This is a genomic window from Microbacterium sp. NPDC076768 (genome assembly GCF_040687205.1).
Lineage (GTDB): Bacteria > Actinomycetota > Actinomycetes > Actinomycetales > Microbacteriaceae > Microbacterium.
Genome location: NZ_JBFBMU010000001.1, coordinates 514,108 through 528,090 on the forward strand (window position 1 = coordinate 514,108; position 13,983 = coordinate 528,090).

Genomic DNA, 13,983 nt, shown 5'->3' on the forward strand with positions numbered 1-13,983 from the left:
CGAGGAGGACACCATGAAGAAGATCCGTGCAGTAGCACTCATCGGCGCTGTCGCGCTGGTCGCCACCGGATGCTCGGCAGGCGGCGGAGGCGGAGAAGCCTCAGCCGACGGCACCGGCGCTATCGACATCTGGCTGTCGAACAATGAACAAGAGCTCGCATGGGGCACAGCCGTTGTCGACGCGTGGAATGCCGAGAACCCCGACCAGCAGGTCACGGCGCAGGAGATTCCCGCCGGATCATCGTCTGAAGAGGCGATCACTGCCGCTATCACCGCCGGCACCGCACCCTGCCTCGTCTACAACGTGGCGCCTGCCGCCGTCTCCGGATGGGTGAAGCAGGGCGGCCTCGTCGACCTCAGCACGCTCGATGGCGGTAGCGACTACATCACAGAGCGCGGTGGCGACGTTGAGGCGTACGCGAGCGACGGCAGCTTCTACCAGCTTCCATGGAAGTCGAACCCGGTCATGGTGATGTACAACAAGGCTCTCTTCGAGGCCGCGGGCATCGATCCAGAAGACCCGCAGATGAACACCTACGATGCGTTCCTGGAAGGCTCGCGCGCAATCGTCGATTCCGGCGTGCAAAGCGCGATCTGGCCAGCGCCGACGAGCGAGTTCTACCAGCCCTGGTTCGACTTCTACCCGCTGTACCTCGCTGAGACCAACGGAACGATGCTTGTCGAAGACGGCAAGTCCACGTTCGATTCGGATGCGGGCCGCAGCGTGGCCGAGTTCTGGAAGACCTTCTACGACGAGAAGCTCGCCCCGAACGAGGCTTCCACCGACGACGCAATGTCGGCTGGCACCACCGCGATGCAGCTGGCAGGACCGTGGGCGATCCCCACCTACGCCGACACCGTAGACGTCGGGTTCATGCAGGTCCCGACAAGCGATGGCCGCGAGATGCCCATCACCTTCGCTGACTCGAAGAGCGTCGGCATGTTCACGGCATGCGAGAACCAGGGCACTGCTTGGGAGTTCCTGCAGTTCTCAACGAACGAAGAGAACGACGGACAGTTCCTCGAGCTCACCGGTCAGATGCCGATGCGTACCGACCTTCTCGGCACCTACGGCGAGTACTTCGACGCGAACCCGAACTATGTTGCGTTCGCCGAGCAGACGGAGGCTACCGCCGACGTGCCCAGTGTCCAGAACTCCGTTGAAGCATGGCAGGCGTTCCGCGACGAGTACTCCCCCGCCGTGATTTTCGGTACGGAGTCGGTCGACGACTTCCTCGGAAACGCCTCGACGAAGATCGATGAACTCGTCGCCGAGTGATGTCGTGACAGACAAACGACGGTTGCGCACCCGCATTCTGGGTGCGCAACCGATCGGTGGCCTGTTCGCGTTGCCGTACTTCGTGTTTGTGATCGCGATCTTCGCGTATCCCCTCGCGTTCGCGGTCTACATCGCTTTTCACGACTACTTCTTCACTGCCCCAGGCATCGAGGTTGACCGCCCATTCGTGGGCTTCGACAACTTCGTGACTGTGCTCAGCGACCCCCGGGTGCTCGGCTCGTTCCGCAACACCCTGATCTTCTTGGTCATCAACGTGCCGCTCACCGCGGTACTCGCCCTCGTGCTCGCCTCTGCGCTGAACACCGGGATCCGGTGGGTGGCGGCGTATCGCGTTGCCTTCTACGTGCCCTACCTGACGGCGAGCGTTTCGCTGGTGGGCGTCTGGATGTTGCTGTTCTCTGGCAACGGTCTGATCAACTCCATCCTCGGTCCACTTGCCCCCGACCCTTCGTGGCTGGTGAACAGTGGGCTGGCGATGCCAATGATCGCCTTCTACGTCACCTGGAAGCAGCTCGGGTTCTACATCTTGCTGTATCTGGCCGCGCTGCAGAACGTGCCCAAAGAGCTGTATGAATCGGCCGAGACTGACGGCGCAGGCGTGTTCGCGCGCTTCCGTCACGTCACCATTCCCGGGGTCCGCAACGCCACCACCCTCGTGCTGATCCTCTCGATCATCACCGGAGCGAACCTCTTCACCGAGCCCTACCTGCTCACCAACGGCGGCGGCCCTGATGGCGCATCCACCACGCCGGTGCTGCTGATCTATCAGCTGGGTATTCAGCAGCAGAACCCCGACACCGCTGCGGCTATCGGCATGATCCTCGTGATCCTCGTCGGAATGCTGTCACTTGCGGCCAACCGCGCAACCAGGGAGCGATGATGAAGCAACGCAAACGGTCACTGCCCCGCATGCTGAGCATTGTTCTGCTCACCATCGCGGCCATCGGTTTCGCCTTCCCGTTCTATTTCATGATCGTGGGGGCGTTCCAAGAGAGCCCCACGAACTCCCCGAGTGAGCTGTTCCCGACGAGTGGCTGGACTGTCGAGAACTTTCTCGCAATCGACTCACGGATCGACCTGGTCGGCTCACTGCTGAACTCGCTGATCTTCACCGCTGGCGTGCTGCTGGGAACGGTCGTGTTCGGGCTCCTCGCTGGCTATGCGATCGCTCGGCTCGATTTCCGCGGTCGCGGTGTCATCTGGGTGCTGATGCTGTTGGTGCAGATGATCCCGTTCCAACTGTTGATGATCCCGCTCTATGTGCAGATCACCCGCAGCTACGGCCTCGGCGATACCTACACGGGCATGATCTTGCCGTTCTTGATCAACACGACGGCGGTGTTCATCTTCGTGCAGTTCTTCAAGGCGTTGCCGGTGGAGATCTTCGAAGCGGCGCGTATCGATGGCGCCGGTGAGATTCGCATGCTGACATCTATTGCCATCCCACTCATCCGCCCCGTGCTGGTCACCGTCGTGCTGGTGACGTTCATCGGACCGTGGAATGAGTTCTTGTGGCCGTTCCTCGTCACAAAAGATGCAAGCTTGCAGCCGCTGGCTGTCTCGCTCGCCAACTACATCTCGAACGTTTCACAGACCGCGGCCAACCCCAACGGCGCAATTCTTGCTGGCGCCACGGCACTGGCCTTCCCCGTCGTGATCTTGTTCATCGTCTTCCAACGCTTCTTCAAAGCCACCGACCTCGGCGCTGCTGTCAAAGGCTAGCCAGAAAGGGCACTCATGTTCACCGGAGCATCCTTCCCCCTCGGACCGTTCACCCCCTACGAGGGCAACCCCATCCTGCGCCCTCGGGGCGAGAGCTGGGAATCAGCCAACCTCTACAACCCCGCCGCAATCGTCGACGGTGACGAGGTAGTGCTGCTCTACCGCGCGCACGCCGAAGACATCATTTCGCACATCGGCATTGCCCGGTCGAAAGACGGCGTCAACTTCACCCGCGAGGATGCCCCCATCCTCTCCCCGTCTGAAGACTACGAACAGTACGGTTGCGAAGACCCTCGTATCGCGCTGATCGATGGCACCTTCTACCTCACCTACACGGGCTGGGACCGCCGCAGCGCGCAGCTCTGCCTCGCCACCTCGACGGACCTGCGCACGTGGACCAAGCACGGCCCGTTGTTCGATGACTTCGACACCTTTAAGACCATGGATCCGCGTGGTTTCAACTGGTCAAAAGCCGGCGTGATCGTGCCACAGAAGATGCATGGCAAGTGGTGGATGTACTTCGGAGAGGGCGCGATCTACTGGGCGACCAGCGACAACCTCATCCGTTGGACGCCAGGCACGCTGGACACCGAGCCGATGTACGAACCGACCCCTGGCACCTGGGATGAAGCGCTCGTCGAAATCGGCGCTTCCCCTGTGGTGACCGACAACGGACTGCTGCTGTTTCTCACGAACGGCGCCACCCGCGTCGTTCACGAAGACGGTTCGATCGAAGTTGACTACCGCTGCGGCCAGATCGCAATTGATCCAGACGAGCCGACCAAGGTCATCGCTCGCCTGCAGGAGCCGTGGCTGCGCCCGCAGACGTTCGAGGACATGAACGGGCTGGTCTCGAATGTGACCTTCGTGGAGGGCCTCGTGAAGTTCCAGAACAAGTGGTTCGCTTACTACGGGCAGTCAGACACGACCCTGGCCGTTGCCATCCACGACCCTGCAACCCCGTGGGGCAGTGCGCTGCGCGATAGCGCTGGCGCGACTGCCGGTGAAGAGAGGTGAGGACGTGGCCACCTCGCGTCGCACGTTTCTGACCCTCACCGCCGCGGCCTCTGCGCTTGCTTTACTTCCGGTGGACGCGGCCTTCGGGTCGACCAGCCGGGTGACGGACACCGCGCCAGGCGCCGCACACCTTTCGCAAGGGACTGCACGACGCTCGCGGCTGACAAACCTCTCTCATCTGCGGTTCTTGCTCGCTGAGGTTCCGGTAGTGGCGAGCGCTACGCACACCACGTTCGGCATCGAGACGAGGCCGACCGTAAAAGCACCCTGGACCTATGCCGACACAGACGGGGCCGGCGGGTATCGGCCGGTCGGCGGCGGCACGCGTGATGCGGTGACCGGGTATTGGACGCAGGGCGCGTACAACGCCGATGACATTGCGCGTGCGGCAATCGTGTTCCTCCGGGATTGGAAAGCAACGGGTGACGCACAAAGCCGTGATGAGGCGGCAGATGTGTTGCGCTCGTTGGCGTTCCTGCAAACAACGTCTGGTGCGAATGCGGGGCGCGTGGTGCTCTGGCAGCAAGAGGACGGCACGCTGACCCCCAGCGCGACTCCGATCGAACTGCCTGATCCTTCTGATTCGGCAGAGTCTTATTGGCTCGCCCGTGCGGTGTGGGCCTTTGGTGAGGGGTACGCCGCTTTCCGCCGGGAGAACCCGGAGTTCGCGGCGTTCCTGCTGGCGCGCTTGCATCTCTGCCTCGATGCGCTTGAGCGTGAGTCGCTCTCGCGCGCAGGCCAGTGGGTGCAAAGCGATGGGCGCAAGTTGCCCGGCTGGCTGATCGCCGGCGGTGCTGACGCGACAGCCGAGGCCATGCTGGGACTCGCCGCTGCTACCGACGCTGGCGACTCCCGCAGTCGTTCTGCGCTGCAGATCTATGGCAAGGGCGTGGCGGCGATGGCCAGCAATCCCGATCAGGGTTGGCCGTTTGGCGCAGTGCTGCCGTGGACAGGATCCCTCGGGTTCTGGCATGCGTGGGGCGCGGCGGCACCAGAAGCTCTCGCTCGCGCCGGAGCGCTACTGAGACAGCGCGACTGGACGGCCGCGGCGATCGCAGACGCCGGGCGCTTCACCCCGCAGGTGCTCGCGGCTGGTGGACCAAACAACTCGTGGGCACCACTTCCTGCCGAATCGCAGATCGCGTACGGAGCACACGGACGTGTTGCTGGCGCGCTGCAGGCCGCCGAGGTCGGTGGCGATGGGCTCCGCCTGCTCGCTGGCCTCGCCGCAGGGTGGTTCTTTGGGGCGAATACGGCGGGGATTCCGGTCTATGACCCGGCAACGGGTGTGACATTCGACGGCGTCGAGACCGACGGCCGGGTTAACCGCAATTCCGGAGCAGAATCGACCATCCACGGCCTGCTCACCATGCTGCTCCTGGATGCGCATGCTGATGTTGCCGCGCTCGCGACGTCGATCACTGGGCTCTCAGCACACTCGGGGCTGCGCGTGATCGACGCCGAGAACGCGCGACTTTCGACCGGTTGTGAGGTTGTGCGTCCAGACGAAGGCGCGTGGACCGGCGAGGGAAACCTTTCCGGCGGCGCGTATGTGCGTGTTCCGCGCGGCGAGTACGTCGAGTTCGATGTCACCGAGGCCGGCGGCATCCTTCATGGCGTGGTTTGGCGACAGGCCGCCGACGTCGGCGAGGCGGAGTGGGAGGTCTTCCGCGGCAGACGGCGGCTGTGGCGCACCCGCACGAAGGCCGGCTCCACCGGCGATCGCGGACTCACCGAAGCAGACGGCATGCTCGTGCCGCAGCTTCTCGGCGACGATCTGCCCGCCGAGGCGGTGACTGTGCGGTGCACGAGCTACGGAGATGTGCGTCTGGATGCGCTGGTGATTCAACCGCAGATTGTGAACGCCGTTTACGCCACGACTTCTGGTTCTGCGGTGCTGTACGCCAATGGATCACGGCACGATGAGCGGATCGCGCCGCTCGCCCCTGGGTCGGGTCGCGCGTATGAGGCAGACGGGTCTGCCCGCGGACAGGCGGCACAGAGCGGCAAGGTACGCGTGCGAGGAAAGGGTTTCACGGTCACGACGGGCTGATGAACGCTGGACCAACATACCGGTATGTATTTTGAGTTACTCAAAATAGAAGGTACGCTCGTGGGCATGGAGACAACACTCGACTCGGCGCTTCGCGACGCTGGGTTGAGGGCGACCGCTGGTCGTGTTGCCGTTCTTGAGGCCCTTGACTCCATGGCCCACTCGGATGCGGAACGGCTCTACCGTGCCGTTACTGACGTGCTCCCGACGACATCAATCCAATCGGTGCACAACATCCTCACGGACCTGACGGCGGCGGGCCTCATCCGCCGCATTGAACCGGCAGGTTCTGCAGCGCTTTACGAACGTCGAATACACGACAATCACCACCACATCGTGTGCACCTCTTGCGGGGCGATTAGCGATGTGGACTGTGTCGTCGGCGAAGCGCCGTGCCTTACTCCCTCATCTACCGGGGGATTCACCGTCCAGACAGCCGAAGTCACCTTCTGGGGTCTCTGCCCCAGTTGCCAACACGCCGCGCACTAGTCCGATGAACCCGTCACCGATCCGCCAACAGCGGAAGAGGGCTGTTTATCGTGCCTGCGCGCAGAAGGAGAAACAATGACGAAACCTGCCACCACTACCCAAACCGGTACGCCGGCACCGAGCGACGCGCACTCGCTCACCGTCGGCGCCGACGGACCCACGGTTCTGCACGACCGCTACCTCGTCGAGAAGCTTGCCTCCTTCAACCGCGAGCGAGTGCCGGAGCGCAACCCGCACGCTAAGGGCGGCGGCGCGTTCGGTGAGTTCGTCGTCACAGAAGACGTTTCGGCTTACACCCGCGCGGCAGCATTCCAGCCTGGCGCAAAGAGCGAGACACTCATTCGCTTCTCCTCCGTCGCCGGCGAGCAGGGCTCGCCAGACACCTGGCGCGATGTGCGCGGCTTCTCGCTGCGTTTCTACACGAGCGAGGGCAACCTCGACATCGTCGGCAACAACACCCCGACGTTCTTCCTGCGCGATGCCATGAAGTTCCCGGACTTCATCCACTCGCAGAAGCGCCTCGGTGACTCCGGTCTGCGCGACTCCGACATGCAGTGGGACTTCTGGACGCTCTCTCCTGAGACCGCCCACCAGGTCACCTACCTCATGGGTGACCGCGGCCTGCCGCGCAGCTGGCGCCACATGAACGGCTACGGCTCACACACCTACCAGTGGATCAACGCCGCTGGTGAGCGCTTCTGGGTGCAGTACCACTTCCTCTCCCAGCAGGGCGTCGAAGCCATGGGCGCCGATGAAGCCGAGAAGCTCGCCGGCTCGGACGCAGACCACTACCGTCGCGACCTGTTTGACGCGATCGCCGGTGGCGAGCACCCGTCGTGGGACGTGTACGTGCAGATCATGCCGTACGACGAGGCGAAGGACTACCGCTTCAACCCGTTCGACCTGACGAAGACCTGGTCGAAGAAGGACTACCCGCGCATCAAGGTGGGCACGTTCACCCTGAACCGCAACCCGGAGAACTTCTTCGCGGAGATCGAGCAGGCAGCTTTCTCGCCGGGCAACCAGGTTCCTGGTACCGGCATCTCGCCGGACAAGATGCTGATGGCACGAGTGTTCTCGTACTCCGACGCTCAGCGTTACCGCATCGGCGCGAACTACAACCAGCTGCCGGTTAACCAGCCGCACGCGGCCGAGGTGCGCAACTACATGCACGAAGGCCAGATGCAGTACAAGTTCAACCCGGCAGAGCACCGCGTCTACACGCCGAACTCGTACGGCGCTGCCGGTGGCCCAGAGGCCGACCCGGTAGCTGGCGTCGAGGCGAGCTGGGAAAGCGACGGCGAGCTGATGCGCGCTGCGGCAACCCTGCACGCCGATGACGACGACTTCGGTCAGGCGACAACGCTGTACCGCGACGTCTTCGACGGAGAGCAGCGCATGCGGTTCCTCGAGACCCTCACCGGTCAGGGCAAGTCGATCACGCTCGACGGCATCCGTGAGCGCTTCTTCCAGTATTGGACGAACGTAGACGCAGAGCTCGGCGCCGCCCTGCGCGACCGCGTCTGATCCACTCTGAAACAAAAAGCCGCCAGTCACCGTCTTCGGTGGCTGGCGGCTTTCTTCGTGTCACCCTCAACAGCTCAAACGCGACCAAGATGGAAGCATGGCCGTTCCACTCTCCGACCTGACCCGCATGCCAGACCCCCAGCAGGTGTATGCCGCCGACGGCACCCGCCTGGCGACGTATACCTGGGGCGACCTCGATGCCCCTGTCGTGGTGCTGGTGCATGGGTTCGCCTCCAATGCCCGCGACAACTGGGTTCTCACAGGGTGGGTGCGCGAACTCACCAAAGCCGGATATCGCGTGCTGGCGCTCGACCAGCGAGGGCACGGCCACAGCGCCAAGCCGCACGATCCAGACGGCTATCGCATTCGCACGCTCGTCACCGACGTTGAGACCGTGATGGACACCTACCTCGTCGACGACGCGTTCTACATCGGCTACTCGCTCGGTGCGCGTGTGGGGTGGGAAGTCGTGCGTGAGCTTCCGCAGCGCATTGGGCGAGCGGTACTCGGCGGCGTGCCCGATGGGATTCCACTCGCGCGCCTCGATCTTGAGCAAGTACGCGCGTACATCGCTGACGGCACGCCCGTGGCCGATCAGACGACGAAGAACTACATCGCCCTGACCGAGCGGGTTCCCGGCAACGACCTGGAGGCGCTGGTCGCCCTCGCCGAGGGCATGCGCGCCTCAGGCATGATCGACCCAGACCCCTCCGATGCGCCGACCAGCCCCATCCTGTTCGCCACGGGAGCGAAAGACGCGATCATCGAAGGTTCCCGCACGCTTGCCAGTGCGGCGCCAGCGGGGCGCTTCTTTGAGATCCCGAAACGGAACCACTTCAACGCTCCAGGCTCACGGGAGTTTAAGGACGCCGCTGTCGCGTTCCTTGCTGAGGGGGTTTGACCCTTCGACAAGCTCAGGGACCGCCGGGGCCCTTCGACAAGCTCAGGGACCAAACGTTGCGTACTCAGGGGACCATTGGAATGGGGTTGCTGAGCTTGTCGAAGCATCGCGTCAGGAGGCGTCGCGCTTGGGCAGCACCCAACCGGCGCGGGGGAAGTGGCACGTGTAGCCGTTGGGGTACTTGAGAAGGTAGTCCTGGTGCTCTTCCTCGGCCTCCCAGAACGGCCCCTCTTGCTCGATCTTCGTGACGGCCTTCGCGGGCCACAGGCCAGACGCGTCCACATCAGCGATCGTGTCGCGCGCGACGGTTTCCTGCTCCGGAGTGAGCGGGAAGATCGCAGATCGGTAGCTTGATCCGCGGTCGTTTCCTTGGCGGTCGACCGTTGATGGGTCGTGGATCTGGAAGAAGAACGCGAGGATGTCGCGGTACGTGGTCTTTGTGGGATCGAACACGATCTCCACAGCCTCCGCGTGGCCGGGGTGGTTGCGGTAGGTCGCGTGATCGTTCGATCCGCCGGTGTAGCCGACGCGGGTGGAGAGCACGCCTGGCTGACGGCGAATCAGGTCTTCCATGCCCCAGAAGCAACCGCCAGCCAAGACGGCAGTTTCGGTTCCGGGGGTGCGGGTGATGGTTCCAGCGTCGGTCATGACTGCTCCTCAGAAGTGTTGGTGGGGGAAGTTTCGGGCGTCTCGCCGAAGAGAGTCCGGTAGCGACCGTACCCCTCTGCTTCCAAGCGATCAGCGGGGATGAAGCGAAGCGCGGCGGAGTTCATGCAGTAGCGCAACCCGCCTTCGGCACGGGGGCCATCGTCAAAGATGTGTCCGAGATGACTGTCTGCCACGGCGGAGCGCGCCTCCGTGCGCTTCATAAACAGCTTGCGGTCAGTGCGGGTAGTGACCGCATTCGCTTCGATCGGTCGGGTGAAGCTTGGCCACCCCGAACCGCTCTCAAACTTGTCTTTCGAGGAGAAGAGGGGCTCTCCGGAGACGACATCGACGTAGATACCCTCGTCGTGGTTGTTCCAGTACGCGTTGCGGAATGGCGGTTCCGTGGCATCTTCTTGCGTCACTTCGTACTGAAGGTGTGTGAGGGCACTGATGGCCTCTGGGGTCTTGCCGTAGTCGTTCGACATGATCTGACTCCTTTTCTGACGTCGCTGGCTGCGGCGTCTTAGAAGAGAACCAACGAACGCCCGAATTTGGTCCCGCGGGACTGTGAGCGGCCTGTGAGTTTTACGCTCACCCTTCGCCGCGCACGACCTCGAGGTTGCGGGAGGCCATCTGCAACGCATCATCCGCCGACGCATCGTCTGGACGCTTCGCCGTTTTGATTCCCAGCCACGCAACATCTCCTGCTGCGGCGAGCGCATCAGCAACGTGCGCGTCGTCCAGGAGAGAGAGCGATTCCGGATAGGCCGAGGCGATCGGTAGGTGCGCATCGATCCACGGTCGCCCATAGGGGCTCTCTGTTGCGGCGGCCCCTGAAAAAGCGAGCCCTACGAGGAGGCCGGAGTCGGCGGCGGTGGCGATCTGCGCGGTCACGGCGTCGGCGTCGCGGAGTTCAATCACGGAGCGCCCCCAGTTGAGCCAGAGGCCCACCGGAACGTCGGCTGCACGAATGGCGGCAATCTCGGCGTCGAGCGACAAGAATCCCTTGCTCGGTGCTTGTTCTGGCACGAAGGCATCACAGTGTTCGATGACGAGACGGGCGCCTGACCAGTCGAGCGCCGTAATCTCGCCCAACGACCGCACCAGGGGTTCGACGGCACCGGTGGCACGCGGTGCCGTGTGCAACATCACGACCGCAACGGTCGCCGCACTCTCTGCGTTGATGCGCGCGACGTCGGCAGCGAGGCGACGCAGGTCATCGACGGCACGGGTTCGTCCTTCTTCATCGGTCGAGGAGATGCCGTATGCGGGGTCGGCTCCGATGCTTCCCATAATGAAGGGCACCGGTGTCACGGCGAGCGATACCGCTGGCACGTTGGCGAGAAACCAGGCCTCATCGTGGGGGTGGATGCGTCCTGCCCACGGCACTTCGAGACCGGCGACGCCAGGAAGCGCGCAGAGCGCTGGCAGCAGCTCGGCTTCAAGTGCGGGGTCCCAGTTCGCATGAGCCGGGGAGACTGTGTAGGAGCTGACGAGGATCGGTGCAGTCATGCGCGTATCTCCGCGATCTGGTCGGCGCACCAACTGGTGCCAGCCGAGAGGTGAGTGTTCATCGTATCCTTCGAGCACGGCGACGCCGCGTGCACTCGATAGAGTTACCTCCGCACCACACACCTCTGAGGGGAACTGCATATGTCGGTTGGATTGCTCGCCGTCGTTGACGACATTCTGAGCGCTGCAATGAAGGCGTCGGCGAAGGCAGCTGGCGTCGTGATCGACGATGCGGCTGTCACTCCGCAGTACGTGCAGGGCATTACGCCGGCGCGCGAACTGCCAGTGGTCGGCAAGATCGCGCTCGGCTCTCTGGCCAATAAGTTCCTCATCATCATTCCGGCGGCACTGCTGCTCACCGCGTTCGCACCGTGGGTGCTGCCGTACCTGCTGATTCTGGGCGGCGCGTACCTGTGTTTCGAGGGTGCAGAGAAGGTGCTCGAGTGGTTCGGCGTGCACCACGGCGAAGCCGATGAGAGTGCGCGCGACGAGAAGAAACTGGTCTTCGGTGCCGTGCGCACCGACCTGATCCTCTCGACCGAGATCATGCTCATCTCGCTTGCCGGTTTGGAGGGCGGCCTCGATCTTTGGACGACGCTCGCTATCCTCGCCGTGATCGCCCTCATCATGACCGGCGTTGTCTACGGGGCTGTCGCCTTGCTGGTGAAGATCGATGACATCGGACTCAAGATGGCGAAGAACTCGGTGCAGCGTGTGCGCCACGCTGGCACCAGAATTGTGCGGTCGATGCCTGCGGTGTTCCGCTTCATCAGCGTGCTCGGCACCGTCGCAATGCTGTGGGTCGGTGGGCATCTGCTGCTCGTCAACCTCGGCGAAGTGGGGCTGCACGTGACCACCGACATGTTGCACGCGGTCGAAGGCGCACTTGAGCCTCTCGGCGGGTTTGTGGTGTGGCTGGTGGAGACCATCATCTCGGCGATTGTCGGACTGATTGTCGGACTGGTGATCGTCGGGATCGTTCTCGGAATCGCGCGGATGCTGGGCAAAAGCCCGAGCTTCCATGAGGGCGAAGAGTCCCCCGCCCACGTGCGTATCTGAGTCGAGCGCTCCTCCTCAGGGCGGCGGTGGAACCTGCTGGGCTAGCCCACCAGAACCGCGTCTGCCGCGCCCAATCTCGTCAAAACGCGCAAACACTCTCCCACTCGGCGCACACCGCGTAAGCGGCTTCGTCGCATCCACTCTCTCCATGTGAGGGTCGACGCGAGCTGCTAATGCGTGCCTTCCCGATGGCTGCACCTGGCAGCCATACCCGAAGAGAGTGAAGGAGCACTTCCGTGCGCAAAAAAAGAATGCACCGCCTCGCTGCAGTGCTTGGAGTGGCGACCGTAGGAATATGTAGTGCGGTCGGGGCGACCGCCGCACACGCGAGCCCGCAGGACTACGGCAACATCGACGAAGACCGCACTGGGTCTTTGACTGTCCACAAGTACCTGTACCAGGTAGGCGATGTTGAAGGTGACATCAGCGAGGAACCTGCGGCTGGAGACTTCTCCGACCCCGTAGCCGACGTCGTTTTCACCGCCTACCCGCTCCTCAAAGACGGACAGCCTCTCGACCTCGCGGTTGCGACGAACTGGGATGGTTTGTCAGACGTCCAGGCCGGGGCCTCCTGCACCGCGCCAGCCGGTTTCACCCTCGGCACCGGTGTCGCATTCCCCGCCACTGATGCACAGGGTGCGGCTACGCTCGCCCTCACGCTCGGCGCCTACCAGGTGTGCGAGACCGAAGCACCTGCGCAAATTGTCGACCGTGCAGCCCCCTTCATCGTCACCATCCCGATGCCACACGAGAACGGCTGGGTGTACGACGTGCACGCATACCCGAAGAACGGTGCAGGCGAGATCGTGAAGACGATCGAGGAGCAGCAGGACACAGGCCTCGGCTCTGTCGTCCGCTTCCCCGTTTCCGCTCCCGTCCCGACCACCAACGATGTGTGGACCGGCTTCGCGATCCGCGACACGCTCGACACACGCCTTGCCGCGGTCGCCGCATCCGAGGTGACCGTCACGGTCGATGACGCTGCACTTGACTCGAGCTACTACACGATCGACATTGTCGGACAGCAGATCACCATGAACTTCACCCCAGCTGGTCTGGCGTGGCTGAACCAGGGCCCGAACGCCCAGGCAGGCAAGGAAGTCACCGTCGTATTCGCTGGCACCGTCACCTCAATCGGAAACGGCACCATCGTCAACGATGCTGAGCTGTGGACCAACAACCCGGGCTTCGACCCGAATGTGCGCCCGCCGCTGCCTTCCAACGAGGTCGAAACCAACTGGGGCTCGCTCGAGATCCTCAAGCGCTCCTCCGGCTCGTCGGGCACTGAAGGACTGCTCGCCGGCGCAACCTTCGAGGTTTACAACGCAACAGACCCCTACGCAGCGGACTGCACCGCAGCTGTGGCAGAGGGCGACCCCATCACGGTCGACGGCGAAAGCTCATTCACGACCGAAGCCGGCGGCGTGATCTCCGTCGCTGGTCTCTTTGTCAGCGACAGCGAGAACCCGGTCATCGACAGCCCGCAGCGTTGCTACGTGCTGAAGGAAACCGCAGCCCCCGCTGGATTCGTGCTTCCGGCTGACCCGTTCAACGGTGTCACAGTGCAGATTGGCGCGACGACCACCGCCGATAACGCCGACATCATCAACACCCAGCAGGGAGTTCCCGGACTGCCACTCACCGGTGCGAACGGCCAGATCCTTCTGATCACGGCTGGTATCGGAGCGGGCGTCATCGCCCTTGGACTGGTGCTCATGAAGCGTCGCCGCGAAGCAGCGATCGCCGAGTAAGCAC

The 13,983-nt window shown here is 63.3% G+C and carries 13 protein-coding genes; 10 read left to right on the forward strand and 3 right to left on the reverse strand.

Annotation, left to right across the window (positions count from 1 at the left end; translation table 11 throughout):
* Window positions 1–13: 13 nt before the first annotated feature.
* From AB0O87_RS02640 to AB0O87_RS02675, 8 genes are all read left to right on the forward strand, one after another.
* Complete coding sequence (locus tag AB0O87_RS02640; RefSeq protein WP_363511462.1) at window positions 14–1,279, forward strand: extracellular solute-binding protein; 1,266 nt, start codon at window positions 14–16, stop codon at window positions 1,277–1,279.
* Complete coding sequence (locus tag AB0O87_RS02645) at window positions 1,260–2,180, forward strand: sugar ABC transporter permease (RefSeq protein ID WP_363511464.1); 921 nt, start codon at window positions 1,260–1,262, stop codon at window positions 2,178–2,180. The genes AB0O87_RS02640 and AB0O87_RS02645 overlap by 20 nt, the downstream gene beginning before the upstream one ends.
* The gene (locus tag AB0O87_RS02650) at window positions 2,180–3,022 is read left to right on the forward strand and encodes a carbohydrate ABC transporter permease (protein ID WP_363511466.1); all 843 of its coding nucleotides are present in this window, start codon (window positions 2,180–2,182) and stop codon (window positions 3,020–3,022) included. Before AB0O87_RS02645 ends, AB0O87_RS02650 begins: the two co-directional genes overlap by 1 nt.
* Before the next feature lie 15 nt (window positions 3,023–3,037).
* Window positions 3,038–4,039, forward strand: coding sequence for a glycoside hydrolase family 130 protein (locus tag AB0O87_RS02655; protein WP_363511468.1), 1,002 nt, complete (start codon window positions 3,038–3,040; stop codon window positions 4,037–4,039).
* 4 nt (window positions 4,040–4,043) lie between these two features.
* Window positions 4,044–6,092, forward strand: coding sequence for a hypothetical protein (locus AB0O87_RS02660; RefSeq protein ID WP_363511470.1), 2,049 nt, complete (start codon window positions 4,044–4,046; stop codon window positions 6,090–6,092).
* Between the two features lie 66 nt (window positions 6,093–6,158).
* Window positions 6,159–6,581 (forward strand): Fur family transcriptional regulator, encoded by a 423-nt coding sequence (locus tag AB0O87_RS02665; RefSeq protein ID WP_363511472.1) that lies wholly within the window; start codon window positions 6,159–6,161, stop codon window positions 6,579–6,581.
* Between the two features lie 75 nt (window positions 6,582–6,656).
* A complete protein-coding gene (locus tag AB0O87_RS02670; RefSeq protein ID WP_363511474.1) occupies window positions 6,657–8,108 on the forward strand; it encodes a catalase in 1,452 nt (483 codons plus the stop codon).
* A gap of 97 nt (window positions 8,109–8,205) precedes the next feature.
* The gene (locus tag AB0O87_RS02675; RefSeq protein ID WP_363511476.1) at window positions 8,206–9,009 is read left to right on the forward strand and encodes an alpha/beta hydrolase; all 804 of its coding nucleotides are present in this window, start codon (window positions 8,206–8,208) and stop codon (window positions 9,007–9,009) included.
* 111 nt (window positions 9,010–9,120) lie between these two features.
* Here AB0O87_RS02675 and msrA read toward each other — a convergent pair whose 3' ends face one another.
* From msrA to AB0O87_RS02690, 3 genes are all read right to left on the reverse strand, one after another.
* Window positions 9,121–9,657: a peptide-methionine (S)-S-oxide reductase MsrA gene (gene msrA, locus AB0O87_RS02680; RefSeq protein ID WP_363511478.1), complete on the reverse strand. Its 537-nt coding sequence runs from the start codon at window positions 9,655–9,657 to the stop codon at window positions 9,121–9,123.
* The gene (gene msrB, locus AB0O87_RS02685; RefSeq protein WP_363511480.1) at window positions 9,654–10,142 is read right to left on the reverse strand and encodes a peptide-methionine (R)-S-oxide reductase MsrB; all 489 of its coding nucleotides are present in this window, start codon (window positions 10,140–10,142) and stop codon (window positions 9,654–9,656) included. Before msrB ends, msrA begins: the two co-directional genes overlap by 4 nt.
* A 106-nt stretch (window positions 10,143–10,248) precedes the next feature.
* The gene (locus AB0O87_RS02690; RefSeq protein WP_363511482.1) at window positions 10,249–11,169 is read right to left on the reverse strand and encodes a DUF4862 family protein; all 921 of its coding nucleotides are present in this window, start codon (window positions 11,167–11,169) and stop codon (window positions 10,249–10,251) included.
* Window positions 11,170–11,310: 141 nt separating this feature from the next.
* Here AB0O87_RS02690 and AB0O87_RS02695 point away from each other — a divergent pair, with 141 nt between their 5' ends.
* Entirely contained in the window at window positions 11,311–12,228 is a 918-nt protein-coding gene (locus AB0O87_RS02695; RefSeq protein ID WP_363511483.1) for a DUF808 domain-containing protein, read from the forward strand.
* Window positions 12,229–12,464: 236 nt separating this feature from the next.
* The gene (locus AB0O87_RS02700; RefSeq protein WP_363511485.1) at window positions 12,465–13,979 is read left to right on the forward strand and encodes a SpaH/EbpB family LPXTG-anchored major pilin; all 1,515 of its coding nucleotides are present in this window, start codon (window positions 12,465–12,467) and stop codon (window positions 13,977–13,979) included.
* Window positions 13,980–13,983: the final 4 nt, after the last annotated feature.

Bases quoted from the DNA above. Each gene is read 5' to 3' on its own strand.
- AB0O87_RS02640 (WP_363511462.1), top strand. From the start codon at position 14: ATGAAGAAGATCCGTGCAGTAGCACTCATCGGCGCTGTCGCGCTGGTC.
- AB0O87_RS02645 (WP_363511464.1), top strand. From the start codon at position 1,260: ATGAACTCGTCGCCGAGTGATGTCGTGACAGACAAACGACGGTTGCGC.
- AB0O87_RS02650 (WP_363511466.1), top strand. From the start codon at position 2,180: ATGAAGCAACGCAAACGGTCACTGCCCCGCATGCTGAGCATTGTTCTG.
- AB0O87_RS02655 (WP_363511468.1), top strand. From the start codon at position 3,038: ATGTTCACCGGAGCATCCTTCCCCCTCGGACCGTTCACCCCCTACGAG.
- AB0O87_RS02665 (WP_363511472.1), top strand. From the start codon at position 6,159: ATGGAGACAACACTCGACTCGGCGCTTCGCGACGCTGGGTTGAGGGCG.
- AB0O87_RS02670 (WP_363511474.1), top strand. From the start codon at position 6,657: ATGACGAAACCTGCCACCACTACCCAAACCGGTACGCCGGCACCGAGC.
- AB0O87_RS02675 (WP_363511476.1), top strand. From the start codon at position 8,206: ATGGCCGTTCCACTCTCCGACCTGACCCGCATGCCAGACCCCCAGCAG.
- msrA (WP_363511478.1), bottom strand. From the start codon at position 9,657: ATGACCGACGCTGGAACCATCACCCGCACCCCCGGAACCGAAACTGCC.
- msrB (WP_363511480.1), bottom strand. From the start codon at position 10,142: ATGTCGAACGACTACGGCAAGACCCCAGAGGCCATCAGTGCCCTCACA.
- AB0O87_RS02690 (WP_363511482.1), bottom strand. From the start codon at position 11,169: ATGACTGCACCGATCCTCGTCAGCTCCTACACAGTCTCCCCGGCTCAT.
- AB0O87_RS02695 (WP_363511483.1), top strand. From the start codon at position 11,311: ATGTCGGTTGGATTGCTCGCCGTCGTTGACGACATTCTGAGCGCTGCA.